The following is a 19,170-nucleotide window of genomic DNA, read 5'->3' as shown; positions in this document are numbered from 1 at the left end:
CACCATGTCTGAACTCACCATGAACCCCGCCGCCTCCCGCAGCCCGACACCCGCGTCGGCTGCGGCAGACCACACCCCCGCTGCCGTCAGCGATGCCGCGCTGGCGCAGGAATCGGTAGCTGCGCAAGCCGCCATCAAGCGCCGCAAGGCCCTCATCCTCGGCCTGCGCCTGCTGGTGCTGGTTTTGGTCCTCGGCGGCTGGGAAGTCTCGGCACGCATGCAGTGGATCGACCCCTTCTTCTACTCGATGCCCTCGATGATCTGGAACCAGATCGTGGAGTGGATGCGCGACGGCACATCGCAAGGCCCGCTGTGGCAGCAGGTGCTGGTGACGCTGGAAGAAACGGTGATCGGCTTTCTGATTGGCTCCATCGCTGGCGTGATCTGCGGCATCGTGCTGGGCCGCAACAAGCTGCTGTCTGATGTGTTCTCCATCTATATCCAGATCGCCAACTCCATCCCCCGCGTGGTGCTGGGCTCCGTGTTTGTGATTGCGCTGGGCCTGGGTATGGCCTCCAAGGTGGCGCTGGCTGTTGTGATGGTCTTCTTTGTGGTGTTTGCCAATGCCTTCCAGGGCGTGCGTGAAGCCGACAAGTACATGATCGCCAATGCCCAGATCCTCGGTGCATCGCCCCGCCAGGTCACCCTGTCGGTGGTCATTCCTTCTGCCATGTCCTGGATTCTGGCCAGCCTGCATGTGAGCTTTGGTTTTGCGCTGGTCGGCGCTGTGGTGGGCGAGTTCCTCGGCGCCAAGGAAGGTATCGGCCTCTTGATCTCCACCGCGCAGGGCGCGTTCAACGCCAGCGGCGTGTTCGCCGCGATGATCGTGCTAGCGGTGGTGGCCTTGGGCGCCGACTTCTTGCTGACCCGCCTGGAAAAACGCCTGCTCAAATGGCGGCCTGCGGCCTTCTGATTCGCTCAGACAGGAGTCATCAACCCCATCAATCCCATCTACCCCATCAGTCCCTCTTCTCGCCGGTAGTCCAAACCCCCATGCCCTACCGGCCTTGTGCCACCTCAGCCAACCGAGGTGGCATTTTTTTGTCTGAGGCGCTGCTGATCAGCGCCTCAGCCATGGCGCACCTGCAAGGGCGTGCGCCCGACATGCGCCCGAAAATGCCGGGCCAGCAGGCTGGCGCTGGAGAAGCCGCAGCGCAGTGCGACATCGAGCACGCTCAGGGGGGTATCGCGCAGCAGGCGCACCGCCTGCAGGCAGCGCTGCTGGATCACATAGTCATAGACGCTGCTGTCAAAGTGCACGCGGAAGCCGGTTTTCAAGGTCGATTCGCTGAGGCCACAGGCGGCTGCCACATCGGCCAGGCGCAGCGGCTCGGCCAGGTGGGCATCGATAAAGCGGCGTGCCTCCAGCAGCTGGCGGCGGTCGCGGCTGGAGAGGTGGGGCTGTGCGGATGCAGCCGGTGGCGCAGTGGCGGAGGCCGTGGTGGCCGTCGCCATGTCCGCCGCATCTTTGAGCAGCAGGCTGCTGACGACCGAATGCAAAATCTCCAGCGAGCGGTACTGCACCTGCAGCAGCTCCAGGGGCTGCTGCGGCAGGCCCTGCGCCATCAAGCGGCTGGCAAAGCTGCGGATGGCGGGCGCCATCGCCAGGCGGGCAATCCAGGCATGGCCATCGCGGTGGGCCAGCACCTGGGCGGCAGCATGGCTGGCGGGTGCACCACCTTCGACCACGCCACGCAAGGCCAACGGAAAGTGCAGAAAAATCGCCCGGAAGCTGATGTTGGCCGGCACATAGTCTTCACAGCGAAAGGGCTGGTAGCTGCAGCTGAGGTAGCAGTGGCCTGGCAGAAACTCCAGGTAGCGGCCCTGCTTGCTCTCCTGTGCATCGGGCATGTAGAAATGCCCTTGCCCTTCCAGCAGCAGCAATAGCGAGAAATGCGGCGCAGCGGCTTCCGAGGGCAGGCGCAACTCGGCCTCGGTCACGCGGCTGACGCGGCCCACGCGTACCGGTCCTTCCAGGCTGCTCCAGGTGGCACCCGTCTGCGGCTCGGCCGGGTCGGTATGGTTCAGGATGGTCTGGCGGAGCAGGGCTTTGCGGGGCATGCGGCATCTTAACGAGAATAAATATCATTAATGTTTCTGATGGTGCTAATTTCCGCCGCATTGTGCTCATCAAAAGCGCCCGGTATTTCTATCGTTACGGCTTTCAACTGATGAGCGAGTTCCTCCATGCAGCGCCAAGCCTACTGGGCTTTATTGCCGTTTCTGGCCACCCAAGCGGTGGCCCAGCCTGCCACCGATCCCTCTGCCGATGACAGCGCCTCCTTGCCCGTGGTGACGGTGAGCGCCACCAAGCGCGGCCAAAGCAGCCGGGAGCTGATCGGCGCTGCGGATGTGGCGGTTTCTGAGGAGCTGGGCCCCCGGGGCTTTCGCAAGGTAGACAACCTGGACCGCGTGTTCACCGATGTGAACATCCGCCAGCGCTCCAACCGGGCCTACTCCAACCTGACCATCCGGGGCCAGTCCTCGCCCGACTTCTACAACCCGGCCGCGCAGCTGTATGTCGATGGCTTGCCGCAGGACTATGCACTGCTGTCGCAACTGCTGCCCGGTGATCTGGAACAGGTCGAGATTCTGTATGGCCCGCAGGGCACGCTCTACGGCCGGGGCGCGGTGGGCGGCGTGGTCAACATCGTCACGCGCAAGCCGGACAACCAGCTGCGCGGCAGCCTCAGCAGCAACATCGGCAACCGCGACAAGGGCGCCAGCCTGCTGCTCAATGCCCCCATCGTGCAAGACATGCTCTACGCCGATGTGGCCATCGATTCGCAAAATACCCGGGGCGACCTGCACGAGATGCAGACGGGCGAGCGGCGCGGCAACAGCGATGACCTCAATGGCCGCTTTCGGCTGCGCTATGCGCCTACCGGTGGCCCGCTGGATGTGATGTTCACGGCCGCGCACAGCAAGCGCTCCACCGATGAGGAGTATTTCGCCGTGGACCCCAGCAAGCGCTCGCGCGAGGTGCTGCCCGTGCCCTCGTACTACCGGCTCAGCACCAGCAGCTACGGCCTGCATCTGAACTATGACCTGGGCGGCTACACCTTCAGTGCGCTCACCGGCTACCAGGACCGCGATTTTGACCGCACGGTGTTTGGCAGCTATCCCCCCGAGCTGCAGACCACCTTCAGCCAGGAACTGCGCCTGGCCACCAAGCCCGGCAAGGACCGTGCGCTGGACTATGTGGTGGGCGCCTACTACCAGGACATCGACTTTCAGCGCAATGTGCCGGCCTATGCGCTCAGCTCCCAGCAGAACCTGCGCTCCTATGCGCTCTATGGCGATGCGACCTGGCATGCGACCGACCGGCTTGACCTGACTGCCGGCCTGCGCAGCGAGCGTGAGCAGGCCAAGGTGGACACGCGGCTGCAGGACACGGCATTGCAGCGCAACAAGTCCTTCCAATCGACCTCGCCCAAGGTCGGTGCCAGCCTGCGCTTGACGGAGGATGTCTCGGTCTACGGCCTCTACAGCACGGGCTTCAAGGCAGGGGGCTTCACCCGCGCCGTGACGCCGCAGAACATTGCCTTCTCCTACCAGCCGCAAAAGGCGGACAACTTTGAGCTGGGCTTCAAGGCGCTGATGCTGAACAACACGCTGGAGCTGCGCGCCGCCGCCTACCTGATGCGCATCAAGGATTACCAGCTGTCGGTCGGCCCGGTCGAAGGCCAGTACCTGCAGAACGTGGGCGATGCCCGCACACGGGGCGCCAGCATCGACGTGGACTGGAAAGCCAGCAGCCAACTGCACCTGAAAACGGGCCTGGCCCTCAACAGCTCCAAGCTGCACAACTATCGCGACCCGAGCGGTAGTAGCGGCACCGACCTGAGCGGCAACACCGTGCCCTATGCCCCCAAGGCCACCGCCAACCTGAGCGTGGAATACGGCATCCCGCTGGCCGGGGGCGGCAAGCTCACTCCGCGCATGGGCGTGAGCTACGTGGGCAAGACCTATTTCGACATGGACAACCGCATTGCACAGCGCGGCTATGCGCTGCTGGATCTGGGCGTCAGCTGGAAGATCAACCCGCAGATGACGGCCGACTTCTTTGTCGACAATGCCACGGACAGGACCTATGCGGTCTATGCCTTTGATGCCGCATCGATGGGCCTGGGGACGGCCTACCAACTGGGCCGTGGCCGAAGCTTGGGAGCGCGCTTGAATGTACGCTTCTGACACCCGTGTGCGTCTGGCCCCGTCCACGCTCGGCCTAGGCGGCATGCTGTCGCTGCTGGGCGGCCTGTACGCCACCCAGGGCCTGCTGGGCGGCCTGGTGCATGAGGCCATGCCCGTGCTGCTGCGCGCCCAGGGCGTGGGCCTGGATGTCATTGGCCTTCTGTCCCTGCTGTTTCTGCCCTCGGCCATCAAGTTCCTCTGGGCGCCGGCGATGGACCGCGCCGCGCAGGGCAGCGCGCATCGGCGCCTGCAGTGGGCGCGTGCCTTGCAATGTGCATTGCTCGTTGGGGTGCTGGCGCTGAGCCTGCTGCCGCTGCAGTCGCAATGGGGCGCTGTGATCGTGCTGCTGCTCGGGCTGATGCTGCTGTCGGTCACGCAGGACATCGCCACCGATGGCATGGCCGTGCAAATGCTCGCAGCCGACCAGCGCCGCTGGGGCAACACCATGCAGATTGGCGGCAGCTACAGCGGCTACATCCTGGGCGGCGGCATGCTGGTAGTCGTCGTCAACGCGACGGACTGGCGCAGCGGCATGCTCTATCTCAGCGCGCTGTTGCTGCTGTTTACGGCGCCCACGCTCTGGGCATCCCGGCGCGGGTTGCAAGGCGGAGTCATCGCCGTAGCCAACGACGCCGCGCCCAGCCTGAAAGCCGCCTGGCGCCGTCCCGGCATGCGCTGGGGCATGGCCACCGTCATCGCCTGCCAGGCCTCCACGCGCTGGTTCACCGCCATCATGCTGACCTATCTGCTCGACCGGGGCATGCCGCTGGGCTCGGTGGGTCTGCTCTCGGGCGCGGGCCTTGCGCTGGCGGGTGTGGCGGGTGCAGTGCTGGGCGGCTGGCTGCTCAAGCGCCTGGGCCGGCGGCCCTTGCTGCAGATCTGCCTGGGCCTGTACCTCGCCATACAGCTGGGCTATGTGGCCATCGAGGCATCGGGCCTGCGCTCCAGCACCGTGCTGGCCGCCATCTTTCTGCTGTTCTGCACGACGATGGCTCTGGGCTTTGTCGTGCTCTACACCGCCATGATGGACTGGTGCTCGCCCCAGCAGCCGGGCACCGATTTCTCCTTGCTCCAGTGCAGCGATGCGCTCTGCGCCATTGTGTTTGGCCTTAGCGCCGGCGCCTTTACCCACCACCTAGGCTACAGCTGGTCATTCGCGGTCTGCGCCGCACTGGCCTTGCTGGGCCTGGTGCTCGCGCCCCGCTGGTATGCGCGCACTCCCCAGGTTTCAGGAAATTCTTTATGACATGCGATCTTCAACGCTGGCCCCTGGTCCGCTGCGTCTACGACCAGGCGATGGACCTGCAGCACTACAGCAGCCAGCTCGATGACTGGGCCCTCTGGCTGGCGCGCAAGGAGCCCTTTGCGCTGCTGCGCATCTACCGCAGCGCCGCCGCCCTGCAGCACCCCGAAGGCAGCGCCCCGCTTGCCAAGGCCTGGCTGCAGAACACCGTGCCCCGCCTGAAAGGCGCGGTGATGGCGATGGCCACCGTGGTGCCCGCCTCCGAGTACGAAACGCTCAAGCAATTCCCCGCCGGCAAGCTGCTGGGCATCACCGCCGAGTTGTTTGTGGAGGAGGCCGAGGCGATGGACTGGCTCACCGCGCAAATGGCTGCCTATGCAGCGCAGGACTAGGCCCATCCAGCGGCACCGCTGTAGCCATGCTGGTCCCGGCCGTGCCGGGGCATGGTCATGGCTCTGCGCGTTGCAGCGGCAAAACGAGCTGCTCCTCGACCCGCTCGATGTGCAAGTGGCTGCTGCCATGGGAGAAGCCTTGGATCAGCAAGGCGTTGCGCTTGGCATTCAGCCAGCGTACAGCTATATCCACCAATACCTCCTCGCCGTCCACCGTGACCAAAGACGATTCAGCCGGCAAATCCACGCAGGCCAACAGCTCGGCGATGGGGCGCTGCTGCTAGCGGTTGAGTGCGGCGGCCAGGGCTGTGTAGCCGATGGCGCGGTAAGTGCTTTGGTCCATGGCGGGTATTTCAATGCGGTAAATAGGTACCGCCGGCATATTCAGGCAAGTATTTTTCTATGGTGCATCTGAAAACCTGGAATATACATACAAAGATTATTTGTTCGCACTTACTTACTTGTGATTGATTGGCTTGATAGACGACATGGAACATCGTTCTGTTTCGTGTAGAAACCAACAATACATGCTTTAACATCTGTATACTGCGCGGGGCAAGTGGCGATGGAGTTAAAAGAATGTATATCTACAAGGCGCTCAGGCACTTGATGCTGGCCTGCAGTTTGGCGTTGGTGGCACAGGTTTCGCAGGGGCAGACAAGAGAAGTCGCATTTGCGGGTGTGGCATTTTCTGGCGATGCCGCAGGCTTGGCGCAACGCTTTCCCTATTCGATCCAGATCGACAAGCAGCTCAAGGCAGCCAATAGCAGTTTATTCAAGCGCAGCTATGAATATATTGCGGTCAACCAGCCTCCCAATTTTCAGATATCCACGGCTCCGCTGGACAGCCTCCAGGGCAGTGACCAGGCCTTGGTCGCCTCGTTGCTGATCAGTTCGGAGACGGTGTCGGTCGAGCATTTCGGCAACATCCGCAAGCTGTTTGTGCTGCTGCGCGGGCAGGCGCTGTTTTTTGATTTCAAGTCGATGAGCGTGCTGCGCTCCTACCCGGTCAGCTTTGGCTATGTGGACAACTTCCGCCACGACCCCAGCCCCGAAGAGATTCTGGAGCGGGTACGCCTGGTCTATGAGGGCGGCAACAACAAGCCGGGGCTGTTCAGCCGCTATGCCAGCGCCATGGCTGCGGCCAGCTTGCCCAGCCAGGTGCCGCGCTATGTGCAGGTCACCCGGGCCAGCCTGGCGCCAGAGATGCTGGGCGTGCTGCCCGATTATCTGAAAGCCAGCCCGGCTGCTGCCGAAACCTGGGCGGCCGACCTGGTGTCCGAGGCCATCTCCACCCGGGTGGGTGTGCCCATGGTGCCCTATACCAAGGGCTATGCGGTGGGCAATGTAATGTCCATGCAGGTAATGGATGGCGATGTATTCAACCTGAGTTTGCCTAAGCCCGATTATGAAATCGAGGTTGACTTGAAAAATGTCAAGAAAATCAAGTTCAGCGAAAGCGCAGGCGGCGCCTCCTTTGTCTATGGCACCTATGCCGATATCAAGATCCATGAGCCGCTGTCCGCTACGGTCTATCTGAATACCTCGCTGAAAAATGGCGAGACCAAGGTGATTCCTGCCTCGCAGACCTATGTGGATGATTTCCCCGCTTATTACGACTCGGTCAATGGCATGTTTGTGAAGCTGGCCGAAACGATGGCGGGCAAAGACAGCGGCTGGATCAAGAAATCGGCCTCGGCATCCGATATTGACGCGCAAATTGAAAAAACTACCAAGTTGATGAATCTATGCAAGTAATCAAGAAATTTCTGGTCTGCACCATGGCAGCGCTGGTGGCCAGCAGCGCCCTGGCCCAAGTGCAGCAAGCCAAGGGCAAGGCCACGGTGACCTACCAGGGCCGCGAAGCCACGGCCGACGACAAGGCGCGTGCCACCTTGGCCGCACAGCTCAAGGCGGTGGAGTTCTACTACGCCGAAGCGGGCCAGTCCGAGGCAGAGAACTTTGATGCCATTCGGGAGAAGATCGTGGTCGACCCCGACCGCTACATTCTGGAAACCACACCGCTGGCCGAAGACGAAGCCAAGGACCGCAAGCAGTACACGGTGACCGTGCGCGTGTCCTTGAACGTGGCCAACCTGCGCAATGCCGTCAAGTCCAATTCGGCCGTGGTCAAGGGTGGGGCGGCTGCGCGCTCACCGCTGGCTTTCATGTTCGTCTCGCGCCAGGTCGACAGCACCCGCATCTTTGACGATCGCATCTACAAGCGCGAAGACCAGAAGGCCAACTTCAAGGCTGATGTGCAGGTGTCGGAGAAGGGCTCGGAGGGCGAATCCTTCGGCCGTGGCCAGATCAACACCAATGCTTCCACGTCCAGCAAGATGTCGGGCTCCATGCAGCACACTGCATCGACTGAGACCGGTGGCAGCACCACGCGCCGTGCCAATGAATCCACCTTCCGCCTGCTGCCCAGCGCCAACCTGGGCCAGGTGTTCTCGTCGACCTTCACCCGCGCCGGCTTCAAGGTGTCCGAGGCGGCAATGGTCGAGCCCTACACCGACGGCCAGTTCAAGGTCGCCACGGTCGAGGAAGACTACAAGTCGGGCATGGACCTCAAGCCCGCCACGCTGGCATCGCTGGTGCGCGGCATGCGCGTGGCGCAGATCCCCTATGTGGCTCTGGGCACACTGGATGTGGGCATGGCCGACACCGATCCCAACACTGGCCTCAAGCGCGTGGCCGTCTCGGTCAACGCCAAGCTGCTCGATATCAGCCAGACCATTCCCGACACCATTGCCTCTGTGGGCCCGGTGCAGTTTGCCGGCGTAGGCCCCACCGAGGACGAGGCGCGTGGCAATGCGCTGAAGCTGGCCGCCAACAATGCCGCCCGCGAGCTGACCAGCCAGATCACCAACCTGGGTGTGCGCTGATCTGCACGCCTTTGAATTGATAACACTGCCTATTTTTTTGGAGATGGTTTGATGAAGAAGATGTTGACCGCTGTGGCCCTGGTGTGCGCAGCCCTGGCTACCCCCTATACCGCAACCGCCCAGTTCTCTCTGCCCAACCTGGGTGCGCTCAAGGCCGTCGGCGGCTCGGGTGGTGGTGGCGATCTGAGTGGCCAGCAAACCAGCCTGGTAAAGAACTTTGTGGCCGCCAATGTGGACGTGCTCAAGGCCAATGCCAAGATGAGCGAAGCGCTGGGCCTCAAGGCCACGGCAGCAGATGCAGAAGCCGTGGCACAGCAACTGTCCTCGGGCTCCACCTATGACAAGGACAGCGCTTCCAAGGCCGCCACCGCCGTGGGTGACACCGGTGGTGCGATTGCCGCCAAGCTGGCAGAAAAGCCCACCCTGGATGCCGAATCCAAGGCCATCTATGCCCAAGGCCTGCTGAGCCTGGCCAAGGGCGTTGCCAAGTACACCGGCCTGGGCAAGGATGTGAGCGCCATGGGCAATGGTCTCAAGAGCGCACCGCTGACCCAGCTGCCATCGATGGGTGCCGCCACCTATGTGGTCACCCAGTTCCCCGGCTCTGCCTCCGAAGTGGTCAAGGCCCTGGGCAATGCGGTGGACTTTGCCAAGAGCAATGGCATTGAAGTGCCGACCGAAGCCACCAGCCTGCTGTAAGCCTGCGCCAGACAAGCAAACCAAAGACCTTTATGCGTTATTACCTCCTGGGGGCGCTGGCCGCCCTGGTGGTGGTCGGCTGCGGCCCCAAGTCTGAAGAGACGGCGGCTGCCCCCGCACCCACCAACCAATCGGTGGCCCCGCCGCCACCTGATGTCGGCAAACTCGAAAACGTCAGCACCACGGCCACCGGCCTGGGTCGCACTGCAGGCGAAGCCATGGCCGAGGCCATGAAGATGGCGCTGCTGCAGGTGAACGGCGCAGTGGTGCAGACCGAAGGCATCAGCGCCAAGTACGGCCTCGATGTCAGCCTGAACCAGGACAGCGCTTCGCTGCGCGCCAATGCCTTTGCGGAACTCGTGCGGCAAAAGTCTGGCGGCGTGATCCAGAATCTGCGAGTGGTCAGCCTGGAAGAGCCTGGCCTGCTGCCGCCCAAGAACTACAAGGCCACCATCGAAGCGCAGATCGCCAAGTTCAAGCCCTCAGCCGACATGCAAAAGCTCAAGGTCGTCATCGGCCCGGTGAGCTTTGCACAAAAGAACCTGGCCATGGGCGACCGTGCCGTGCCGGCTGCGGCGGTGTCTGCCGCGCTGCGCCAGCGGGTGAGTGATGCGCTGGTGCAAACCGGCCGCTTTGCCGTGCTGGACCGCGAGTTCAGCCCCGAGATCGAGCAGGAGCTCGACATCATCGCCAGCGGCCAGGCGCCCAGCGCCGAGCTGGCCAAGCTGTCGCAGACCGCCAGCGCCGATCTGGTCTGGAGCGCGCGCGTCAACAGCTTTGCCTACAACCGCCATGCCCGCCAGCTGCGTACCAGCGACCGCGAGCTGGTGAGCTACTCGGGCGGCTGGGCGCTGTCGCAGAAGATGGTCAACGTGGCCACCCGCCAGGTCACCGTCGCCGATTCGCTGCGCGGTAGCGCACCGGACCGCGCTGCCACCACACTGGGCACTGGTGTGGATGGCGACCGCATCCTGGCCGACATGACCGATGAAGCCGCCAAGGCCATCGTCAACTCCATCCTGCAGCGCACCTTCCCGGTGATGGTTGTGGCCCGCGATGGCACCAACGTCGTGCTGAGCCAAGGTGGCCAATCGACCCGCGAAGGCACGCGCTATGCGATGGCTGTGATGGGCAAGGAGATGAAGGACCCGCAGACCGGCCAAAGCCTGGGCCGCATGGAATCCCATTGCTGCGAACTCGTCATCGACCGCGTAACGCCCAACCTGTCCTACGGCCATCTCGAAAACATGCGCACCGATCTGGATGCCATCCCCGAAGGCGGCCTGCAGGTACGCGGTGAGTTGAAGAACGTGCCCGCTGCCGTTGCCAGCCAAGCCGCCGCTGCCAACGCGGTGGCTGGCACAGCACCCGCCCCGGCCCGCGCAGCCGCTGCGGCGCCCGCTGCCAAAAAGCCAGCCGCTCGGGCGGCGACTGCGGAAGCCGATGCGCATGCGGACAAGGACGACAAGTGGTGATCTGAGCCGCTGCAACTGAGCGTCTGACCCATGCCACCTCCGTCACACGAGGTGGCATTTTTGTTTCTTGAGTGCGGCTGAACAGTTGACAATTGGCAGGAAAAGAGAGTGACGCTAATCGAAAATGCGGTGTGAATAGTTATCTCGCATATGTCGCGTATGAGACCGTTAGATACTGTTGTTATTCAGAAAAATGAACATGACCTAAGTCAATTTCGTCATGAACTGCCTTTGTTGAGCGGTTAACATATTGGTTCCGTTTGCAACAACATGTACTGAAAATGTTAACGATTTCCCGCTTGGCTTCCGCGCTTGTCCTTACCCTCGGCGCCCTCAGCGCTGCCAACGCTGCTGAGCAGTGCTTTGCATTTCGCGCCGGTGCTACGACCACCTATGGCGCTGTTGATGTGACGGTAAGCGGAAACTGCGTGGACAACGCCGTGCAACGAGGAACCTTTGCGGTGGGTACGGCCCAGTTGATGGGTGGTGCATCCGCTTGTACTTACACCTTCAGCAAGCCACTGCTGACCAATTCGGTGTCTATCCAAGTGGAGGGCCTTCAAAACAATGGGAACTCCCTCAAGGTAAGTATCGACGACGAGCTCTACCAGTCAGCGGCTGCCGATATCGGTGCGCCTCTGGTCGGCAGTACCTCCACCAGCGCGCTGCAAATACTAGACACCGGATATATCGGAGTCCAATCCCCTTCCGCCTCCGGCACCATCTCGCTCACCAATAACCCTCCTGCGACGCTCACCAGCCTGAGGGTCGCAAAGAACGGTCAACCGTCCTGGATCAAGGTTTGCGCCGATGATGCTGGCCTTCCCGCGCCCGTCACTGCGTCGGTGCCCGTGCCCACGCTGTCCGACTGGAATCTGGTCCTGACCTCGGGCCTGCTTGCCGGTGTTGGCTTTTTTGCCTTTATGCGCAAAAAGCGCGCTGGCCGCCCCGCCGCCTAAGCCTTTACGCTGCCCAGACGCAAAAAGGCCCGCGCTTGCGGGCCTTTTTGCGTCTGGGCGCAGCATGCTGTCTTTGCGGGCGATGGGCAGCGGGCTACCCTCAAACCCGCTGCTTTGCACTGGCGCCCAATGCCTCAGACTTGGGCCAAGCCCCCGTCGACAAACAGCTCGGTACCGGCGATGAACTTTGCCTGTGGCGAGGACAGGAAGAGCACCGCGTCCGCGATTTCATCGACCTCACCGACGCGGCCAATCGGCACCTGGCTGGCCATGTAGTCCAGCAGGCCTTGCTGCTGCGCGGCATCGTTGCCGGCCAGCTCCACCAGGCCAGGGGTGCGGATGGGGCCGGGGCTGACGACATTGACGCGGATGCCGCGTTCCTTCAGGTCCAGCGTCCAGCTGCGGGCAAGATTGCGCACGGCGGCCTTGGAGGCGCTGTAGATGCTGAAAGCAGCGGTGCCGGTGGAGCCGACGACCGAGCCGGTCAGCACGACGGAAGCGCCATCACGCAGCAGCGGCAAGGCCTTCTGCACGGTAAACACCAGGCCCTTTACATTCGTGCCAAAGGTGGCGTCGAAATGCTCCTCAGTGATGGCGCCCAGGGGCAGCATCGAGCCACCGCCGGCATTGGCGTAGAGCACATCGATTTGTGGGTGGCTTTGCTGCACGGCGTCGTAGAGGCGGTCGATGTCGGCCAGCTTGGACATGTCGGCCCGCACACCGGTAGCGCGGGGGCCAATCGCCTTGACGGCCTTTTCCAGCTCTTCCTGGCGGCGGCCGGTCACAAACACATAGGCGCCTTCGCCGGCAAATTTCTTGGCGGTGGCCAGGCCAATACCGCTGGTGCCACCGGTGACTACGACGACCTTGTTGTCAAACTTGCGTTCCATTTTTCCTACTCCTTGGGTTGTGCGGCGAACCGTTCGTCGCAGTGATGTAATGATGCAGGTGGAACAAAGATTTGAGTAGACGGTCAAAATGGATATCATTGTTCCAATATTGAGACAAAAACCGGGAACGAAGCCCATGCGAGATATCAACGACTACGCGCTGTTTGCCGAGGTGGTGTTGCACAGCGGCTTTGCCGCAGCGGGCCGCGCGCTGGGCATGCCCAAGTCCACCTTGAGCCGGCGCATTGCGGCGCTGGAGTCGCGGCTGGGTGTGCGCTTGATCGAGCGCTCCACCCGGCGCTTTCGGGTGACCGAGGTCGGCCAGGCCTTTTACGAGCGCTGCCGCACCATCGTGCTCGATGTGCAGCAGGCCGATGCCGTGGTGTCCGATGCGTTGGGCGAGCCCCATGGCGTCGTGCGCTGCAGCTGCCCCTTGGGGCTGATGGAAATCCTCTCGCCCACCTTGACCGATTTTTTGCAGACCTACCCCAAGGCGCAGCTGCAGATGGTGGCCGCAGACCGGCCTGTCAACCTGATCGATGAGCGCATTGATGTGGCCATCCGCGTGCGCACCAGCCTGACGACCGATGCCGCCCTGGTGATGCGCACCTTGGGCCATTCAAGCCGCATTCTGGTGGCTGCGCCCAGCCTGGCCAAGCAGTGCAAAAAGGGTGATCTGCAGCTGCTGGCTGAGCTGCCCACCTTGGCCAGCACCGAGCAGACCGGCACCATCAGCTGGGAGTTTTGGGATGGCGATGGCCAGCCCAGTGCCATAACCCACACGCCCCGCATGACCTGCGCCGATTTTGGCGCGCTGCGCTCAGCAGCCTTGGCTGGCCTGGGCATTGCGCTGTTGCCCGAGCACTTTTGCAGCAAGGAGCTGGAGCTTGGCAGCCTCGTCCATGTGTTTCCGCAGTGGCGCACGGAGACCGGCATTGTGCATATCGTGTTCACCACCAGGCGGGGCTTGCCGCCGGTGGTGCGAGCGTTTATCGAGCATTTGGCTGGGCGCTTCAAAGGGGAGCTGGCCGATACCGCAACGGCGAACTAGTAGCGCTGCTGCAGCCAAGCCCATCAGCGTTGTTCTGTAGGCAGCGCGAACTCCCCCAGCCGCGCACGCAGATGCTCGGACAAATGCTCGACCAAGGTTGCCACCCGCGCCGTGCCATGCTGCTTGCTGGGGTAGACCAGGGACAGCGGGCGCGGCGCAGGCTCCAGGCCGGGCAGGATGCGGACCAGCTCGCCGCGCGCAATCGCATCGAGCACCTGGTAGTGCAAAAAACGGCCAAAGCCCTGGCCGGCCATGCAGCCGGCGATATTGCCGCCGACGGTATTGCAGCGCATGCGGCCCTGCACCTTGACCCGTTCCAGCCGGCCCTGGCTGACAAATTCCCAGAGGTTGGCATCGCCCACCCCGCCGAACTCTATGCAGGGAAGGGCTGCCAGGTCTTGCGGCTGCTGGGGCATGCCGCAGGCGGCGACCAGCGCGGGGCTGGCTGCAATCACCTGGTGGATGTCCACAACATGGCGCGCCACCAGGCTTGAATCGGGCAGCGGCGCAATGCGCACGGCCAGGTCCAGGCCTTCTTCGACCAGATTGACCACGCGGTCCAGCAGCAAGAGCTGCACCTCCACCTGCGGGTAGCGCTGCAGGTAGCTGGCCACCAGCGGGGCCACATGCAGTTCGCCAAATTTGACGGAGGCCGTCAGGCTGATGCTGCCCGAGGGCTCGGCCTGCGCCCGGCGCATTGCTTGTTCGGAATCGGCAACCGCAGCGCGAATGGCCAGCGCATGCACGCGGTAGGCCCGGCCCTCATCGGTGATCGCCAGGCGCCGGGTATTGCGGTTGAACAGGCGCACGCCCAAGTGCTTCTCCAGCGCGGCCAGGGTGCGCACCACGCTGGGCAGGGACAGCTCCAGCGCTTCGGCCGCGCGGGTCAGGCTGCCCAAATCGGCAATCGCAAGAAAGACATCAATGGCGTGGAGTCGGTCCATGGTGCGGGTAATTACTGCAAAAAATGGAAGAATCAAATCAATTCTCTGGCATTTATCACGTTTGAGTAAATAGATAAATTTGCTTCCGTGGCGGCAACCTTCGTTTTTGTCTCAACGCCGCCCCAAAGGACTATTTATGAAAACCGTCATCGTTGTTTTTTCCGATCCCCAATCCGGCACGCAAGAAGCGCTGGGCCGCGTCGTGAACGCGCTGTTCCTGGCCTATGAGCTCAAGGAAAAGAACCGCGACTTCGACCTGGTGTTCCAAGGCACGGGCGTGCGCTGGCCTGCCGAGCTGGTCAAGCCAGAACACCCCGGCCATGCGCTGTACGAAGCCGTGCTGGACCACATCGTTGCCTGCGGCGGCTGTGCGGACGTGTTTGGTGCGGGCGCAGGCCTGGCACCTACCGGTATTGCGCTGGTGCGCGACAAGACCATCCCTGGCACCACGGGTGTGCTGGATCTCTCGCGCCATCTGGACGCGGGCCATACCTTGGTCACGTTCTAAGCCCGTTTGCTGACACCCGTGCGACCCCGCACCTGACAAGGAGCCGATATGGACGAAACCATCTTTCACGCTGGCGAACGCCTGGTGCAGGAGCGCACGGGCGAGCGCGGCACCGCGCTCATCAACAGCCGCAGCATCAGCCCCGGCATTCCGGCGGCGGCGCGGAACTTTGTGGGCCAGCAGCGCTGGTGCATAGTGGGCGCGGCCGATGCGGCAGGCGCCATGTGGGCTTGCCTGTTGAGTGGCGAGCCCGGCTTTGTGCAGGCCAGCGATGACCTGCGCAGCCTGCATGTGGCCAGCAGTGATCCGCAGGGTGTGCTGGCCAGCATCGTGCCCCTCGCCGATCTGCAGCCCACGCAATCCATCGCCGTGCTGCTGATCGAGCTGCAGACGCGCAGGCGCCTGCGGGTCAATGGCCATGTGGCGCAAGCATCCGCGCAGGCGCTGGATGTGGCAGTCGGCCAGGCCTTTCCGGTCTGCCCCCGCTATATCCAGAAGCGCGAGCTGCTGCCGCTGGAGGCAGAACCCACCTCCGACAACAGCACCTGCGCGGAAGCCACCTCGGGCACGCTGCTGGACGAGGCCACTTCCGCCTGGATTGCTGGCGCCGACACCTTGTTCATCGCCAGCCTGGGCCCCAGCGAGGACGCCGATGTATCGCACCGGGGTGGCCGGCCTGGCTTTGTGCAACAACAGGGCCAGGTGCTGCGCATCCCTGATTTCAACGGCAACAGCATGTTCAACACCTTGGGCAATCTGGAGCTGGAGTCGCGCTGTGGCCTGGTCTTTCCGGACTTTGAAGGCGCGCGCCAGTTGCAGCTGACCGGCCATGCGCGCGCCCATTTTGGTGTCGAGGCCGACATCGACCAGACAGGAGGAACCGGGCGCTGGATCGAGTTCCGGGTGGAGAGATGGCGCAGCACGCCGCTGAACCTGCCCCAGCGCTGGCGCCTGCTGGAAGCCTCGCCTTACAACCCTTGAGACTGTTATGGAACCCCTGACAAGCCTGGACCTGGTGGTCGCTGACAAGCAAGCCATCGCCACCGATATCGTGCGCCTGGTGCTGCGCCACGCCGAAGGCCAGATGCTGCCCGACGCAGAACCTGGTGCCCACATCGCGCTGGATCTGGACGGCCTGGTGCGGCGCTACTCCTTGCTGCACACCGGCCCAGAGCTGGACCACTACAGCATCGCTGTGCTGCGCACAGCGCAGAGCCAGGGTGGATCGCATTTTGTCCACGACCAGCTGGCCGTGGGGGACAAGGTGCGCGTGCTGGAGCTGGCCCATGAATTCGCGCTGCAGCCGGATGCGCCGCATGCGCTGTTGATCGGCGGCGGTATCGGCATCACCCCCTTGCTGAGCATGGCCGAGCACCTGCAGCAACAAGGGCAAAGCTTTGCCTTGCACCAGATCGTGCACGACGCGACCCGGCAGTGGCCGCTGGCGCCTGATCTGCCTGCCCAGACCCACATCGGCCGCAGCAGCCTGGACCTGCCCGGCTTGCTGGCCGCGCAAGTGCCCGGCAGCCAGGTCTATGTCTGCGGGCCTGCAGGTTTGGTGGGCGCCGTGCGCGCCGCTGCCGCGCAATTGGGCTGGGCGCCCGGGCGCGTCCACAGCGAGAGCTTTGGCGCCGCTGCCGATGCCAGCGATGGCCCATTGCGGGTCACCTTGGTGCAATCGGGCCTGAGTATTGATATGGAGCCCGGCCAATCCTTGCTGGATGCTTTGCTGGCTGCGGGCGCCTGGACCGGTTACGAGTGCCGGCGCGGCGTCTGCGGTGCCTGTCTGACCGAGGTGGTCAGTGGCACCCCCATCCACCGCGACAGCATCGCGCCTGCATTGCGCGGCCATGCGATGTGTACCTGTGTGTCCTGGGCGGAGGGGCCGGAGTTGGCGTTGAATCTCTAGGGACCCTCTACAAAACTCCCTGCCGTGGTCTGAACGCCGACTCGGGCGATCCGCTGCGTTGTCTTCCTTGTCAATAGCTACGGCTCGACTGCAAAAGACGCCTTGCGGCTCATCCCGATCCGCGTCCATCCCGCTTGGCGAGGGTTTTGCAGCGCATCCATAGTCCTCGGCAATATTCCCTGCAGCGTATTCCTGGTGCAGCATGCGCAGCGGGGCTTCAATATTCTCTGCTAGCTTATTGGCAGGATTAATGCAGGCTAGCCCAAGAAATGGGCCGCTGATTCGGATCGATAAATCGCCGGCGCCATTGCGACGGCTGTCACTTTCTTTGGGGAATTCATTAGCTGCTCATCTATACTGATTCGATAATCAAATAGGAGAGAGAGTGCGCCTTCCCATCCGTATTCAAGCCTTACGCACGGCCGTGCTTGCAGCTGGCCTTGCTTTTTCACATGTCTCCAGCTGGGCTGCGCGAGATTTCACGCCGCAAGCGGGCACCTGGATCATCAGCGAGGAGCTCGATGGCAAACCAGGGCGCGGCCTTGCCATTGATGTGCAGGGCAATACCTTTTTCATGCAGGTCTTTGGCTATGAAAAAAATGGCGATGCCACTTTCTATATGGCCACTGGCCAGATGGACGGCAATGCCATCACCGCCCCGCTGAACCGCTACAGCGGTGGGCGCAGTTTTGGCAGTGCCGCAAGGGATGCCGTGGAAGATGGATCGCCCGGCAATGTCACCGTCAGCTTTGCCAATGGCCTGCAAGGCACAGTGCAGTTTCCCGGCGAGGAAGAGGTTGCCATACAGCGCTTTCATATGCAAAGTGCTGAATTTGAAAACCGCTACTGGGTCCAGGGACGGTCCCGCAGATTCATCGTTTCGGCGGTAGATGCCGATCGCCAGATGGCGTTTTTTGCGAATATGTCTCTGAGTGCTTCTGCCACCCCGGGTCGTGGAATGCTGATGACCTTGCGCGACATACCCGGTGATTTGCGGCAGCGAATGGATTGCGAGCGGCTGGATGGTCGGGATGTATATACCTGCAAACCCATCGATGGTGGACTCCCCACGGAGCAGGCAAATATACAGTCGCTGCGTCTGCATATTGCGGGCATTGATGTCTACGGCACGGTTGATATTCTGAGCAATGGTGTCAGTCAACAACTGCCGCTTCAGGGCATCACGGTGGCTGGAGGCGGAGAGGTGTCCATCACTGGCTGTGGCTCCTTTATCGACGCATATGTTGGCTATCCGCGCAACTGCAATCCGGTGACCAGCCCCAGCAGCGGAACCTGGGTGGTGGAGGAGGAGCTGCTTGGTAAACCGGGGCGGGGTTTTGCCATCGATGTGCAAAACGGCATGGTGCTGGCCCAGGTATTCAATTACCTGCCAGATGGTGCACCGACCTTCCATATGGGGAGCGGTCTGTACCAAGGCATCAATGCCAGTTTTCCGCTCAACCGATACGCTGGTGGCCGCGCTTTGGGCGGACCGGCAGCGAGCGGACATTTGGTGGATTCCGCGGGTGATCTGTCGATTCGCTTTTCTGAGAATGCGGTACGACAAGGCTACGACGACAACCGTTTGGTGGGCATTGCCTCCATTCCCGGTGAGGAGCCCAAGCGCATTGTGCGTATGTCGCTGGAGCCGGATGCTGCCAGCTTGCAAGGCCTGCTGGGCCAGTGGTGGATCGGTTTCTACGGTCAAAGCCTTCCGGCATTCAAGCTCGTGAAACTGACGAGCTTGGAGGGTGACTACCTGACCAGCGAAGACGGGCAGGTCGTGTGCAACCGTATCGACGCCGAGTTCCCGTCGGTGAGGTGCCTGTGGACTCGCGATGGCGTGCTGATGACCGGCTATCTGAGTAGCGAGCCCAACAATCGCTTTGGTGGGCAGCTCCAAGTCCAGGATCGCCACGGCCATGGGATGGGCTTGGGGAATGTTCCCCTGGATTGACACAAGCTTGCGCTGGCATTTGGCAAGCGCTGGCCTCTGCTTTGCCGTTTAAAAAGACAAG

Annotated in this window: 18 protein-coding genes; 14 read left to right on the top strand and 4 right to left on the bottom strand. The window is 62.5% G+C overall.

Going from position 1 to position 19,170, the window contains the following annotated elements:
* The first annotated feature begins 4 nt into the window (after positions 1-4).
* The gene (locus tag HS961_RS17205) at positions 5-913 is read left to right on the top strand and encodes an ABC transporter permease (RefSeq protein WP_412101603.1); all 909 of its coding nucleotides are present in this window, start codon (positions 5-7) and stop codon (positions 911-913) included.
* Positions 914-1,068: 155 nt separating this feature from the next.
* Here the strand turns inward: HS961_RS17205 and HS961_RS17200 are convergent, their stop codons facing one another.
* Positions 1,069-2,061 carry an AraC family transcriptional regulator gene (locus HS961_RS17200; protein ID WP_182324083.1) on the bottom strand — a complete coding sequence of 331 codons (993 nt, stop codon included), beginning with the start codon at positions 2,059-2,061 and terminating at the stop codon, positions 1,069-1,071.
* A gap of 126 nt (positions 2,062-2,187) precedes the next feature.
* Here HS961_RS17200 and HS961_RS17195 point away from each other — a divergent pair, with 126 nt between their 5' ends.
* From HS961_RS17195 to HS961_RS17185, 3 genes are read left to right on the top strand one after another with little or no spacing between them, the layout of a single operon-like run.
* Positions 2,188-4,194, top strand: a complete 2,007-nt coding sequence (locus tag HS961_RS17195; protein WP_182324081.1) for a TonB-dependent receptor — start codon at positions 2,188-2,190, stop codon at positions 4,192-4,194.
* Positions 4,181-5,440, top strand: coding sequence for an MFS transporter (locus HS961_RS17190; RefSeq protein WP_182324079.1), 1,260 nt, complete (start codon positions 4,181-4,183; stop codon positions 5,438-5,440). Before HS961_RS17195 ends, HS961_RS17190 begins: the two co-directional genes overlap by 14 nt.
* Positions 5,437-5,829 carry a hypothetical protein gene (locus tag HS961_RS17185; protein ID WP_182324077.1) on the top strand — a complete coding sequence of 131 codons (393 nt, stop codon included), beginning with the start codon at positions 5,437-5,439 and terminating at the stop codon, positions 5,827-5,829. Before HS961_RS17190 ends, HS961_RS17185 begins: the two co-directional genes overlap by 4 nt.
* A 55-nt stretch (positions 5,830-5,884) precedes the next feature.
* Here HS961_RS17185 and HS961_RS17180 read toward each other — a convergent pair whose 3' ends face one another.
* The gene (locus HS961_RS17180) at positions 5,885-6,022 is read right to left on the bottom strand and encodes a hypothetical protein (RefSeq protein WP_182324075.1); all 138 of its coding nucleotides are present in this window, start codon (positions 6,020-6,022) and stop codon (positions 5,885-5,887) included.
* Between the two features lie 488 nt (positions 6,023-6,510).
* Between HS961_RS17180 and HS961_RS17175 the strand changes: the two genes are divergently transcribed.
* The 5 genes from HS961_RS17175 (at position 6,511) to HS961_RS17155 (ending at position 11,850) form a co-directional block, all read left to right on the top strand.
* A complete protein-coding gene (locus HS961_RS17175) occupies positions 6,511-7,587 on the top strand; it encodes a hypothetical protein (RefSeq protein ID WP_238347637.1) in 1,077 nt (358 codons plus the stop codon).
* Positions 7,578-8,717 (top strand): hypothetical protein, encoded by a 1,140-nt coding sequence (locus HS961_RS17170; protein ID WP_182324073.1) that lies wholly within the window; start codon positions 7,578-7,580, stop codon positions 8,715-8,717. The genes HS961_RS17175 and HS961_RS17170 overlap by 10 nt, the downstream gene beginning before the upstream one ends.
* Positions 8,718-8,768: 51 nt before the next feature.
* A complete protein-coding gene (locus tag HS961_RS17165) occupies positions 8,769-9,416 on the top strand; it encodes a hypothetical protein (protein WP_182324071.1) in 648 nt (215 codons plus the stop codon).
* A 32-nt stretch (positions 9,417-9,448) separates the two neighbouring features.
* Complete coding sequence (locus HS961_RS17160; protein WP_182324069.1) at positions 9,449-10,891, top strand: CsgG/HfaB family protein; 1,443 nt, start codon at positions 9,449-9,451, stop codon at positions 10,889-10,891.
* A 260-nt stretch (positions 10,892-11,151) separates the two neighbouring features.
* Complete coding sequence (locus HS961_RS17155) at positions 11,152-11,850, top strand: hypothetical protein (protein WP_182324067.1); 699 nt, start codon at positions 11,152-11,154, stop codon at positions 11,848-11,850.
* Between the two features lie 134 nt (positions 11,851-11,984).
* On the opposite strand, the gene HS961_RS17150 is transcribed toward HS961_RS17155, so the two are convergent.
* Positions 11,985-12,740 (bottom strand): SDR family oxidoreductase, encoded by a 756-nt coding sequence (locus HS961_RS17150; protein ID WP_182324065.1) that lies wholly within the window; start codon positions 12,738-12,740, stop codon positions 11,985-11,987.
* 136 nt (positions 12,741-12,876) lie between these two features.
* Between HS961_RS17150 and HS961_RS17145 the strand changes: the two genes are divergently transcribed.
* Complete coding sequence (locus HS961_RS17145; protein WP_182324063.1) at positions 12,877-13,791, top strand: LysR family transcriptional regulator; 915 nt, start codon at positions 12,877-12,879, stop codon at positions 13,789-13,791.
* A gap of 23 nt (positions 13,792-13,814) precedes the next feature.
* Here HS961_RS17145 and HS961_RS17140 read toward each other — a convergent pair whose 3' ends face one another.
* Positions 13,815-14,735, bottom strand: a complete 921-nt coding sequence (locus HS961_RS17140; RefSeq protein WP_182324062.1) for a LysR substrate-binding domain-containing protein — start codon at positions 14,733-14,735, stop codon at positions 13,815-13,817.
* Between the two features lie 136 nt (positions 14,736-14,871).
* On the opposite strand from HS961_RS17140, the gene HS961_RS17135 reads away from it, so the two are divergent.
* From HS961_RS17135 to HS961_RS17120, 4 genes are all read left to right on the top strand, one after another.
* Positions 14,872-15,243, top strand: a complete 372-nt coding sequence (locus HS961_RS17135; RefSeq protein WP_021026377.1) for a DsrE family protein — start codon at positions 14,872-14,874, stop codon at positions 15,241-15,243.
* Between the two features lie 48 nt (positions 15,244-15,291).
* Positions 15,292-16,224, top strand: coding sequence for a pyridoxamine 5'-phosphate oxidase family protein (locus HS961_RS17130; RefSeq protein ID WP_182324060.1), 933 nt, complete (start codon positions 15,292-15,294; stop codon positions 16,222-16,224).
* A gap of 7 nt (positions 16,225-16,231) precedes the next feature.
* On the top strand, positions 16,232-17,152 hold the full coding sequence (locus HS961_RS17125) for a PDR/VanB family oxidoreductase (RefSeq protein WP_182324058.1): 921 nt from the start codon (positions 16,232-16,234) through the stop codon (positions 17,150-17,152).
* 385 nt (positions 17,153-17,537) lie between these two features.
* The gene (locus HS961_RS17120; RefSeq protein WP_182324056.1) at positions 17,538-19,109 is read left to right on the top strand and encodes a hypothetical protein; all 1,572 of its coding nucleotides are present in this window, start codon (positions 17,538-17,540) and stop codon (positions 19,107-19,109) included.
* Positions 19,110-19,170 lie beyond the last annotated feature (61 nt).

Source organism: Comamonas piscis, from assembly GCF_014109725.1.
Classification (GTDB): Bacteria; Pseudomonadota; Gammaproteobacteria; order Burkholderiales; family Burkholderiaceae_C; genus Comamonas; species Comamonas piscis.
Note: the sequence above shows the minus strand (reverse complement) of the source record. Positions and strands in the feature narration are given on the sequence as shown.

Excerpts from the sequence above, each read along its gene's own strand:
- HS961_RS17145 (WP_182324063.1), top strand. The coding sequence starts at position 12,877 with ATGCGAGATATCAACGACTACGCGCTGTTTGCCGAGGTGGTGTTGCAC.
- HS961_RS17200 (WP_182324083.1), bottom strand. The coding sequence starts at position 2,061 with ATGCCCCGCAAAGCCCTGCTCCGCCAGACCATCCTGAACCATACCGAC.
- HS961_RS17160 (WP_182324069.1), top strand. The coding sequence starts at position 9,449 with ATGCGTTATTACCTCCTGGGGGCGCTGGCCGCCCTGGTGGTGGTCGGC.
- HS961_RS17165 (WP_182324071.1), top strand. The coding sequence starts at position 8,769 with ATGAAGAAGATGTTGACCGCTGTGGCCCTGGTGTGCGCAGCCCTGGCT.
- HS961_RS17140 (WP_182324062.1), bottom strand. The coding sequence starts at position 14,735 with ATGGACCGACTCCACGCCATTGATGTCTTTCTTGCGATTGCCGATTTG.
- HS961_RS17125 (WP_182324058.1), top strand. The coding sequence starts at position 16,232 with ATGGAACCCCTGACAAGCCTGGACCTGGTGGTCGCTGACAAGCAAGCC.
- HS961_RS17195 (WP_182324081.1), top strand. The coding sequence starts at position 2,188 with ATGCAGCGCCAAGCCTACTGGGCTTTATTGCCGTTTCTGGCCACCCAA.
- HS961_RS17190 (WP_182324079.1), top strand. The coding sequence starts at position 4,181 with ATGTACGCTTCTGACACCCGTGTGCGTCTGGCCCCGTCCACGCTCGGC.
- HS961_RS17185 (WP_182324077.1), top strand. The coding sequence starts at position 5,437 with ATGACATGCGATCTTCAACGCTGGCCCCTGGTCCGCTGCGTCTACGAC.
- HS961_RS17135 (WP_021026377.1), top strand. The coding sequence starts at position 14,872 with ATGAAAACCGTCATCGTTGTTTTTTCCGATCCCCAATCCGGCACGCAA.
- HS961_RS17205 (WP_412101603.1), top strand. The coding sequence starts at position 5 with ATGTCTGAACTCACCATGAACCCCGCCGCCTCCCGCAGCCCGACACCC.
- HS961_RS17130 (WP_182324060.1), top strand. The coding sequence starts at position 15,292 with ATGGACGAAACCATCTTTCACGCTGGCGAACGCCTGGTGCAGGAGCGC.
- HS961_RS17150 (WP_182324065.1), bottom strand. The coding sequence starts at position 12,740 with ATGGAACGCAAGTTTGACAACAAGGTCGTCGTAGTCACCGGTGGCACC.
- HS961_RS17170 (WP_182324073.1), top strand. The coding sequence starts at position 7,578 with ATGCAAGTAATCAAGAAATTTCTGGTCTGCACCATGGCAGCGCTGGTG.